The sequence below is a fragment of the Kitasatospora putterlickiae genome, assembly GCF_039527695.1.
Lineage (GTDB): Bacteria > Actinomycetota > Actinomycetes > Streptomycetales > Streptomycetaceae > Kitasatospora > Kitasatospora putterlickiae.
On record NZ_BAAAKJ010000078.1, the window covers coordinates 1 to 8,837 of the forward strand.

10 protein-coding genes are annotated in these 8,837 nt (G+C 73.7%); 6 read left to right on the forward strand and 4 right to left on the reverse strand.

The annotated features are described in order from the left end of the window. Positions 1–48: 48 nt before the first annotated feature. Together ABD308_RS08890 and ABD308_RS08895 are read right to left on the reverse strand one after the other, a co-directional pair. Positions 49–714, reverse strand: coding sequence for a response regulator (locus ABD308_RS08890; RefSeq protein WP_425554726.1), 666 nt, complete (start codon positions 712–714; stop codon positions 49–51). Further along, a complete protein-coding gene (locus ABD308_RS08895) occupies positions 714–1,976 on the reverse strand; it encodes a sensor histidine kinase (RefSeq protein ID WP_344330397.1) in 1,263 nt (420 codons plus the stop codon). The genes ABD308_RS08890 and ABD308_RS08895 overlap by 1 nt, the downstream gene beginning before the upstream one ends. A 139-nt stretch (positions 1,977–2,115) precedes the next feature. Here ABD308_RS08895 and ABD308_RS08900 point away from each other — a divergent pair, with 139 nt between their 5' ends. The 4 genes from ABD308_RS08900 (at position 2,116) to ABD308_RS08915 (ending at position 5,418) form a co-directional block, all read left to right on the forward strand. Beyond that, positions 2,116–3,024 (forward strand): ATP-binding cassette domain-containing protein, encoded by a 909-nt coding sequence (locus ABD308_RS08900; protein ID WP_344330399.1) that lies wholly within the window; start codon positions 2,116–2,118, stop codon positions 3,022–3,024. Continuing rightward, positions 3,021–3,794: a hypothetical protein gene (locus ABD308_RS08905; RefSeq protein ID WP_344330401.1), complete on the forward strand. Its 774-nt coding sequence runs from the start codon at positions 3,021–3,023 to the stop codon at positions 3,792–3,794. The genes ABD308_RS08900 and ABD308_RS08905 overlap by 4 nt, the downstream gene beginning before the upstream one ends. A 90-nt stretch (positions 3,795–3,884) precedes the next feature. Next, positions 3,885–4,250 carry an SRPBCC family protein gene (locus tag ABD308_RS08910; protein WP_344330403.1) on the forward strand — a complete coding sequence of 122 codons (366 nt, stop codon included), beginning with the start codon at positions 3,885–3,887 and terminating at the stop codon, positions 4,248–4,250. Between the two features lie 103 nt (positions 4,251–4,353). Beyond that, positions 4,354–5,418 carry an LAGLIDADG family homing endonuclease gene (locus tag ABD308_RS08915; RefSeq protein ID WP_344330405.1) on the forward strand — a complete coding sequence of 355 codons (1,065 nt, stop codon included), beginning with the start codon at positions 4,354–4,356 and terminating at the stop codon, positions 5,416–5,418. A 65-nt stretch (positions 5,419–5,483) separates the two neighbouring features. Here ABD308_RS08915 and ABD308_RS08920 read toward each other — a convergent pair whose 3' ends face one another. Further along, entirely contained in the window at positions 5,484–6,221 is a 738-nt protein-coding gene (locus tag ABD308_RS08920) for an aminoacyl-tRNA hydrolase (protein WP_425554725.1), read from the reverse strand. A gap of 31 nt (positions 6,222–6,252) precedes the next feature. Continuing rightward, on the reverse strand, positions 6,253–7,185 hold the full coding sequence (locus ABD308_RS08925) for a hypothetical protein (protein ID WP_344330407.1): 933 nt from the start codon (positions 7,183–7,185) through the stop codon (positions 6,253–6,255). 147 nt (positions 7,186–7,332) lie between these two features. Between ABD308_RS08925 and ABD308_RS08930 the strand changes: the two genes are divergently transcribed. Beyond that, a complete protein-coding gene (locus ABD308_RS08930; RefSeq protein ID WP_344330409.1) occupies positions 7,333–7,707 on the forward strand; it encodes a YbjQ family protein in 375 nt (124 codons plus the stop codon). A 189-nt stretch (positions 7,708–7,896) separates the two neighbouring features. After that, the coding region (locus ABD308_RS08935) for a flavin-containing monooxygenase (RefSeq protein ID WP_344330515.1) at positions 7,897–8,837 on the forward strand (941 nt) is incomplete at its 3' end.

The window sequence follows — 8,837 nt, forward strand, 5'->3', positions numbered from 1 at the left end:
CATGCGCTCGCTGATCGCCTACGACCACTAACCCTTGGCATCACTCATCTAGTCGGTGGGCGCGACGAACCCCGACTCGTAGGCGAGGATCACCGCCTGGGTGCGGTCGCGCGCGCCGAGCTTCGCCAGCACGCCGCTGACGTGGGTCTTGACCGTCTGCACACCGAGGAAGAGCTGTTCGGCGATCTCGCCGTTGCTCAGCCCGCGCGCCATCTGGCGCAGCACCTCGGCCTCGCGCTCCGTCAGGGCGGCCCGCGTCATCGTCGCGCGCGCCGCCCCGTTGCCCCGGCCGGCCGCGAGCCGGCGGATCTGGGCGGGGAAGAGCAGCGACTCGCCGGCCGCCACCAGCCGTACCGCCTGGGCGATCTCGGCGGGCCGGGTGCGCTTGAGCAGGAAGCCGTCGGCCCCGGCGCGCAGCGCCTGGTAGACGTAGTCGTCGACCTCGAAGGTGGTGACGACGACGATCTTCGGCGTTCGGCCGGCGCCGGGCGCGGCGCCGTCGCGGACCAGTTCGCGGGTGGCGGCGAGGCCGTCCATGCCGGGCATCCGGACGTCCATCAGCACGACGTGCGGGCACAGTTCGCGGGCCAGCGCGACCGCCTGCGCGCCGTCGGACGCCTCCCCGACCACCCGCAGGTCGCCCTGCGCCTCCAGCACCGCCCGCAGGCCGGCCCGGACGAGTTCCTCGTCGTCGGCCAGCAGAATGTCGATCATCACGCGCCCAAGCGTAGGGGCACCCGAACGGCCAGCACCCACGCGCCGGACTCGGCTCCCGCGCTCGCCTCGCCGCCGAGCAGCACGGCGCGCTCGCGGATGCCGCGAAGTCCCTTGCCGCCTCGGCGCGGTGGTCCGCCGGTCCGGCCGCCGCGCGGGGGAAGGGCGTTGGCGCAGCGCAGTTCCAGGGCGCCGTCGCGGACGGCGACGCGGACGCTGATCGGCTCGCCGGGCGCGTACTTGAGGGCGTTGGTGAGGCCCTCCTGGACGATCCGGTATCCCTCGCGGGAGAGCACGCCGGGCAGGCCGGAGGACGGGAGGTCGACCCGGGCCTCGACGGGGCTGCCGGCGGCCCGCGCGGTCTCGAAGAGGGCGGGGATCCGGTCGAGGCCGGGCCGTTCACGGGCATCGTCGCCGCCCTGTTCACCCGGCCCGCCCCGTTCACCCGGGCCGCCCGGGCCGCTCCGACCGCCGGGGTCACGGAGCAGGGCGAGGGTGCGTTCGAGGTCGTCCATCGCCCGCCGTCCGGTCTCCTCGATGACTTCGAGCGCCTTGGCCGAGAACGCCGGGTCGCCGAGCTCGCGCGCCGCACCCGCCTGGAGGACGGTCACCGTCAGGGCATGGCCGATCGAATCGTGCAGCTCGCGCGCCAACAGGTTGCGCTCCAGCAGACGTTCGGCGCGCAGCTCGGCGGCCGCCAGCAGCTCCGCCGGGGACGGTCCCAACAGCCTGACTGCCATCGCGAGTTGCAGTCGCCCGGCCCACACGACCAGCCAGCCAAGCCCGAACAGCAGCAGCGGCGACAGCAGCAGTCCGCCGTGCAGGACGTCCCCGCCGGGCACCCGTACGCCGAACACGGCCGGTTCCGGCCCCACGACCAGGTCGAAGGCGGCGGCGGGCCCGAGGACCGAGGCGATGCCGACCCCTCCGCCGAGGACGAACCGCCCGATCAGCCAGCCCGCCGTACGCCGCCGGTCGGCCCAACCGCGGGACGGTTCAACGGCGATGTCCTCCTCGCGGTCGGGGACGAGCAGCAGCCGCGCCTGCACGCCCTCCGCCCGGCGCACCGCGGGCACCAGCGCGGAGAGCGCCAGCAGCGCGACGTCCAGCGGCAGCGCCCGCGCCAGCACCTCGCCGAGGCTCCGCCCCTCGATGCCCGGATAGATCATCAGAACCACGCCGGCGAAGATCCAGCCGATCAGCAGGTGCAGCCAGCGCGCGTAGGCGGCGGCGCTCAGCAGGGGCGCGAATATCCGGGGCATCGCGCCATCCTGCCAGGTCAGCGCCGCGCCCGGCCTCCCTCTCGGGAGGGAGGCGGCTCCCCTCCCCGGCGGGATCCGCCGGACCGCCCGGATCGGGTCCCATGGAGTCACCGGAGCACGGGAGAGAGGGAGGACGGTCGTGATCAAGGTGGAGGGCCTCAGCAAGGAGTACGGCGGGGCGAGGGTGGTGGACGGTCTCGACTTCGAGGTCCGCCCCGGGGTGGTGACCGGCTTCCTCGGGCCCAACGGCGCGGGGAAGAGCACCACGATGCGCCTGATCCTCGGCCTCGACCGCCCGACCGCCGGGCGGGCCCTGGTCGACGGCCGCCCCTACGCCGAACTGGACGCCCCGCTGCGGCGGGTCGGCGCGCTGCTCGACGCGCACGCCCTGCACGGCGGCCGCACGGCGCGCGGACACCTGCGCTGGCTGGCCGCGAGCAACGGCCTGCCGGACCGCCGGGTCGGCGAGGTGCTCGACCAGGTCGGGCTGGCCGACGCGGCCGGCCGGCGGATCCGCGGCTTCTCGCTCGGCATGCTCCAGCGCCTGGGCGTGGCCGCCGCACTGCTCGGCGACCCGCCGGCGCTGATGCTGGACGAACCGGTGAACGGCCTCGACCCGGAAGGCATCCGCTGGATCCGCGCACTGCTGCGCGACCTGGCCGCCGAGGGGCGCGCGGTGCTGGTCTCCTCGCACCTGATGACGGAGATGGCGCTGACCGCCGACCACCTGGTGGTGATCGGCCGGGGCCGACTGCTCGCGGACGCCCCGACCCCGGAGTTCATCGACCGCCACGGCCGGACCAGGATCCGGCTGCGGGCCGTCGATCCCGACAAACTGGCCTCGCTGATGGGCCGTTCGGGCCTGGAGGCGCGGCGCGTGGACGGCGGCGCCTGGGAGGTCACCGGCACGGCGCCCGAGGCGCTCGCCGCCCTCGCCGCCGCCGAGGGGGTGGTGCTGTACGAGATCGCCGTCCAACAGGACTCCCTGGAGGAGGCGTTCCTGCGAATGACCGCCGACAGCGTCGAGTACCGGGCGGTGGCCGCGTGAGCACCATCACCGCCACCGCCACCGCCACCGCCACCGCCACCCGGAACGCGCTGCGCGCCGAGCGGATCAAGTTCACCACCCTGCGCTCGCTGTGGATCACGCCGCTCGTCGCCCTGCTGCTCACGGTCGGCCTCGGTACCGCCGTGGCCGCCGTCGTCGGCGGCCGGGACGACAGCTTCACCGAGGACCCGGGCCTCGGCGTCCACTACGGCCTCAACTTCGGCCAGGCGGCGCTGGTCTGCTTCGCCGTCCTACTGGTCGGGCAGGAGTTCAGCACCCGTGTGATCGGCGTCTCGCTGACCGCCGTCCCGCACCGCGGCCGCCTCTACGGCGCGAAGCTCGCCCTCGGCGCGGCCGTCGCCCTCGCCGTCGGCCTGCTCGGCACCGTCGGCTCGTTCACCGGCTACGCGGCGTTCGTGCCGGACGGCTGGGACGGCCCCGCCCTGGCGCGCAGCGCGACCGCGGGAGTCCTGTACCCCGTGCTGCTGGTGGTGTTCTGCCTCGGCCTGACCGCCGCACTGCGCAACCTCACCGCGGCCATGGGCCTGCTGCTGCCGGGCGTCTTCCTGCTCTCCCCGCTGCTGTCCGGCGTCCCGGGCGTGCGCCACGCCGCGCAGTTCCTCCCGGACCGCGCGGGCCAGTACGCCCTGCGCTACGCCGACGACCCGCAGGTGGCGTACGGGCACTGGACCGGCCTGCTGATCATGGCCGGCTGGACCGCCGCCGCCGCGTACGGCGGCCTGCGCGGCCTGCGCCGCCACGCGGCCTGACGCACCGCCGCCCGCCATGTGCAACCTGCGAGTTGCACATGGCGGGCGGACCATGCGACCCTCGGGCAACGGATCGAGGAGGTTCACGACATGGTCGCCGGCAGCATCGAGCGTGAGATCACCATCGCGGCACCGCGCTCGCGGGTCTGGGAGGTCCTCACCCGGGCGGAGTTCCTGAACCTCTGGTTCGGCACGGTCACCCCCGCGCTGATCGAGCAGCTGAACCCGCCCACGACACTCGCCCTCCGCCACCCCCGGCACACCACCCTGGTCACCTTCACCCTCACCACCGAACCGGGCGACCACACCCGCCTGCGCCTGCTGGAAAGCGGCCTCCCCTCCCCCGCCTCCCCCCGAGGGGCGGCCCTCCCCCACTTCGACCAGCACGCCACCGACTGGACCCGCAGACTCACCGAGTTCGCCTGCCACACGGAACGCCTCACGCTCCGCCGGTGACGTCCGGCGGCCAGCGGCCAGCGGCCAGCGGCCGAAAGGTGGCGAATTTTGGATCTGTTATCTTTCAGCCGTCCCTCGTCGGCGACTGAAATGGGAGCAGGCCTTGGCCATAAGCGGGAAGGTCGCCACGGTCCAGGGCTGGCAGGACGCGAGCGATATCAAGCCGGGGGACCGGCTCCTCGACGAATCGGGACGCGCCGCCCCGGTCATTTCGGCCGATACCCGCATGGCCGACTCGATGTGCTACGAACTGGAATTCCGCGACGGAACCAGAATCACGGCCAGCGCGGACCATCGCTGGCCGGTCCGCGAGTACAACGGGACCTACCGCGACACGGCGGCCTCCTCCGAACAGCTCGCGCAGGCGGGCGTCACCCACCGGCGGCCGCTCACCACGGGGAGGACGAAGGCGACCAAGGGCGACGTGGCACGCTGGCGCACGAGGGCGACACCGACGCTCGACCTGCCCGCGGTTCCTCTTCCGATTCCCCCTTACCTCCTCGGCTACTGGCTCGGAGACGGGGACTCCGACGGTCCTCGCATCACCATTGCGGATGACGACCTGCCGTCTCTTGAACAGCAATGCGAGACGCTGGGCGCGCGCGTTGTCTCACGCGCGCGGACACATGGGCGGACCTTCCGCATCCGCTTTGATCTCGGGTGGCGGGCGAGCGGCCTGGAAGGCCTCCGGGAGTTGGGGGTGCTCCAGAACAAGCACATCCCCGCCAAGGTGTTCCGGTCCGCGGAGGAACAGCGCCGCGGAGTTCTCCAGGGAATCGTCGACAGTGACGGATACATCGAATCCGGCACCAACCGCGTGGAGGTCTGCTTCACGTCGGAACGGCTCGCCCGGGATACGACCGAGCTGATCCGCACGCTCGGTCTCTACCCGCGCGTCAGCATCGGCGACGCGCCCCTGAACGGGCGGGTCGTCGGCTCGCGGTACCGGATCGTCTTCACGGCCTACCGGACCGATCGCGTCTCCAGACTGCCCAGAAAGGCCGATCGCCTCGGGACGCGGGGGAAGGCGACCCCCTACTCCCGCGTACGGACGATCACCGCCGTGACCCCGGTGCCACCCACGCTGGTGACGCGCATTCGCGTATCGGGGACCGGCGGCACCTACCTGGCCGGGGACGGCCTGGTTCCGGTGCTGGACGAAAACTGACAACTGACAACTGACAGATTTCAGCTGACAGATAACAGATTCTGAAATCTGTTATCTGTCAGCTGTCAGCCGCGCAGCGCCGGGTGGTCCGCGACCACCGTGCAGCTGCCCGGGGCGATCTCCGTGAAGCCCGCGTCCTGGACCAGGGGCAGGCCGCTGGTCACCAGGTCCGCCCAGGTCTCCGGGGTGGCGGTGCGGACGGCGAGGGGGAAGCCGCCGGCCGCCCACTCCTTGCGGTGCGCCTCGCCCAGGCGCCACCAGGCGAGCTGGGCGGCGTGGCCGGTCTGCGCCATGGTCTTGCCGGCGCTCATCTCCAGGTCCGGGTTGAGCCAGAGCACCGGCACGCCGGGCTCGGGGGCGTCGAGGGGGCCGTTCTCCTCCAGGTCGGTGCCCGACACCTGGAGCTTCGCCAGCTCCTTGGGCCAGCCGTCCAGCGGGACCGGCGGGAAGACCCGCACCTCGGCCTCCCGGCCGGTCACCGTGATGCCGGGCAGCTCACCGGCCCGGCGCCACTCACCGCCGCGCGCCCGCCGGACCACCTTGCGGATCCGCGCGTCCTCCCAGGCCGCGACCCGCTCGGCCCACTCCCCCTCGGCCTCGGTGACCCGGGGGTCCGCCAGCAGCGTGAGCACCGCGCGCGCCGAGGTCTCCAGCGCGTCGGTCCGCCCGGGCGGCGTGGCGCGTTCCAGCCGGACCACCAGCGGCAGCACGTACTGCGGCCGGGCGTCACGGTCCTCGGGCGCCGGGTCGGAGGCGGGCACGGAGGCGGGGGCGGAGGCGGGGGCGTCGAACGGAGAAGTCACCCGTCCAGCATGCCAGCCCCCGCGCCGCCGCTCAGCGGCGGTAGCCGCGCTGCGGGTCCCGCTCCTCCGCGTCGTCGTAGGTCAGGAACCAGCCCTCCGGGTGGGTGGCGGTCAGCAGCAGCTCGGCGCGCTGCTCCGCGGTCAGCTCCGGATCGCCGTCGTCCGGCCCGTAGACGCCGAACAGCTCGTCGTGGCAGCCGTCCCAGTCGTAGTCGTACAGGTCCGCCGGCAGGTCGCCCATCATGTCGGCGACCGACTCGGGCTGCGCGCCGAGCAGCGCCCGGGCGTCGACCAGCGCCATCCGCAGCGCGATCTCCTCCGCCAGGCAGCGCGGCAGCGGCCACTCGCCGAGCGCGAGGTCGTCGGCCAGGTCGTCGAAGGTGCGGGCCATCGCGCGGCGCCAGCCCCGGTGCAGCCGCCAGGTGCGCTGCGGCAGCCGCCCGAAGACGGTCCAGTCGGCCTCCTCGCCGTCGGCGACCGGCTCGTCCTCGTGCTCGTCGAGGTCGTCGTAGGCGGCGTCGGCCAGCCCGAGCAGCTGGGCGTGCAGCAGACAGGCGGTGCGCGGGGTGAGCGTCCAGTCGCCGGCCGCGCCGCCGCCCTCCTCCTCGTCGCCGTCCAGCGGGAACAGCTCGGCGAAGTCGGGAGCGAAGTCCTCGGTGACGCTGATCTCCAGCGTGCCGCCGATCGCCTCGACCCCCGGGATGGCCGCCACCAGCCGGTCCGGGTGGAGCAGCGCGCCGAGCGCCGCGTTGGCGTCCTCGGCCACTTCGCGCAGCAGCTCGCGGCGCTGCCCGGCCGGATCGATGCCCTCGAAGTCCAGTTCCTCCACCGCCGCGATGGCCGCCGCGCGCAGCGCCGGCCAGTTCGTGATCCGCAGGCCCAGGACCACCGTCGCCTCGATCTCCTGCGCGCCGGAGTCCTCCGCCGCGCCCGGCCCCTGTGGATGATCGCTTCGCTCGCCCATGGGGCTACGGTACGGCTTTTCCGCTCGCCGATCACCGGTCTGTTCCGGCTACCCTACGCGTTCTCGCCGTTACCACCCCGCGCGTTCCCGCGCACGCCCCGCGCGTCTCTGTTCGATGACGTCCGAATTTCCCGGCAGGATGGGCCCATGACGAACATCGACGAGTACGGCGGCGGGCAGCGCCCCGACGCCCAGGTCCTGGTAGTGACCACCAACGACATTCCCGGCTACCGGGTCGACCACGTGATCGGCGAGGTCTTCGGCCTGACCGTGCGCAGCCGGCACATCGGCAGCCAGATCGGCGCCTCGCTGAAGTCGCTGGTCGGCGGTGAACTGCGCGGTCTGACGAAGACCCTGGTGGAGAGCCGCAACGAGGCGATGGAGCGACTGGTCGAGCAGACCAAGGCGCGCGGCGGGAACGCGGTGCTGATGTTCCGGTTCGACGTCGCGGCGGCGGCGGACGTCGGTACCGAGGTCTGCGCCTACGGCACGGCGGTGGTGATCTCCCCGGCGACGGCCTGACGCCGGTCCGGCTCGGACGGTTCGAACGGGTTGTGCTCCTGGAGCGGCGGTCGCGGTTCCGGGAACACAGCCCCGCCCCGGTGATGTTTCACCGGCGTGACTGTTTACGGTGCAACCACCCACCCGGATCCGTCGGACCGCCCGGACCACGAGGCCCCGTCGGACACGGGCCGCCGGGTCGACGTCCTGGTGATCGGCGCGGGCCAGGCGGGCCTGTCCGCCGCCTACCACCTGCGCCGACGCGGCTTCGCGCCGCACAGCGCGGCCACCGGCGGGGCGGACACCGACGGCGGCTTCGTCGTCCTCGACGCCGACCGCGCCCCTGGCGGCGCCTGGGCGCACCGCTCGCCGTCCCTGCGGATGGCCACCGTGCACGGCTTCCACGACCTGCCCGACGTCGAACTCCCCGAACCCGACCCGAACGCCCCCGCGCGCGAGGTCGTCCCGGGGTACTTCGCGGCGTACGAGGCCCAGCACGCGCTCCCCGTCGTGCGCCCCGTCAAGGTGCTGGCGGTGCGCTCCGAGTCCGCCCGGCCGGACGCCCGCCTGCTGGTCGAGACCGACTCCGGCACCTGGTCCACCCGGGCACTGATCAACGCCACCGGCACCTGGACCCGCCCCTTCCTGCCCCACTACCCCGGCCACTTCACCGGGCGCCAGCTGCACTACGCCGACTACCGGGGCCCGGAGGAGTTCGCGGGCCGGCGGGTGCTGGTGGTCGGCGGCGGGGCGTCGGCGATCCAGGTGCTGTCGGAGGTCGCGGCGGTCGGTGAGACCGTCTGGGTCACCCGCACTCCGCCCGTCTACCACGAGGGGCCGTTCACCCCCGAGTACGGGCGGGCGGTGGTCGCCAAGGTCGAGGAGCGGGTCCGGCAGGGGCTGCCGGTGCGCAGCGTGGTGAGCGTGACCGGGCTCGGCCCGTCGGTCGCCTACCGGCGCGCCGAGGAGCTGGGCGCGCTGCACCGCCGCCCGATGTTCGACCGCCTCACCGAGCGCGGGGTCGCCTGGGGCGACGAGGAGCTGGCCGTCGACGCGATCGTCTGGGCCACCGGGTTCCGCCCCGAGGTCGGCCACCTCACCCCGCTCGGCCTGCGCTCCCCCGGCGGCGGGATCGCCCTCGACGGCACCCG

What these genes read in the sequence shown, in the direction of transcription:
- ABD308_RS08890 (WP_425554726.1), bottom strand. Translation starts at nt 714, where the DNA reads ATGATCGACATTCTGCTGGCCGACGACGAGGAACTCGTCCGGGCCGGC.
- ABD308_RS08895 (WP_344330397.1), bottom strand. Translation starts at nt 1,976, where the DNA reads ATGCCCCGGATATTCGCGCCCCTGCTGAGCGCCGCCGCCTACGCGCGC.
- ABD308_RS08910 (WP_344330403.1), top strand. Translation starts at nt 3,885, where the DNA reads ATGGTCGCCGGCAGCATCGAGCGTGAGATCACCATCGCGGCACCGCGC.
- ABD308_RS08925 (WP_344330407.1), bottom strand. Translation starts at nt 7,185, where the DNA reads ATGGGCGAGCGAAGCGATCATCCACAGGGGCCGGGCGCGGCGGAGGAC.
- ABD308_RS08930 (WP_344330409.1), top strand. Translation starts at nt 7,333, where the DNA reads ATGACGAACATCGACGAGTACGGCGGCGGGCAGCGCCCCGACGCCCAG.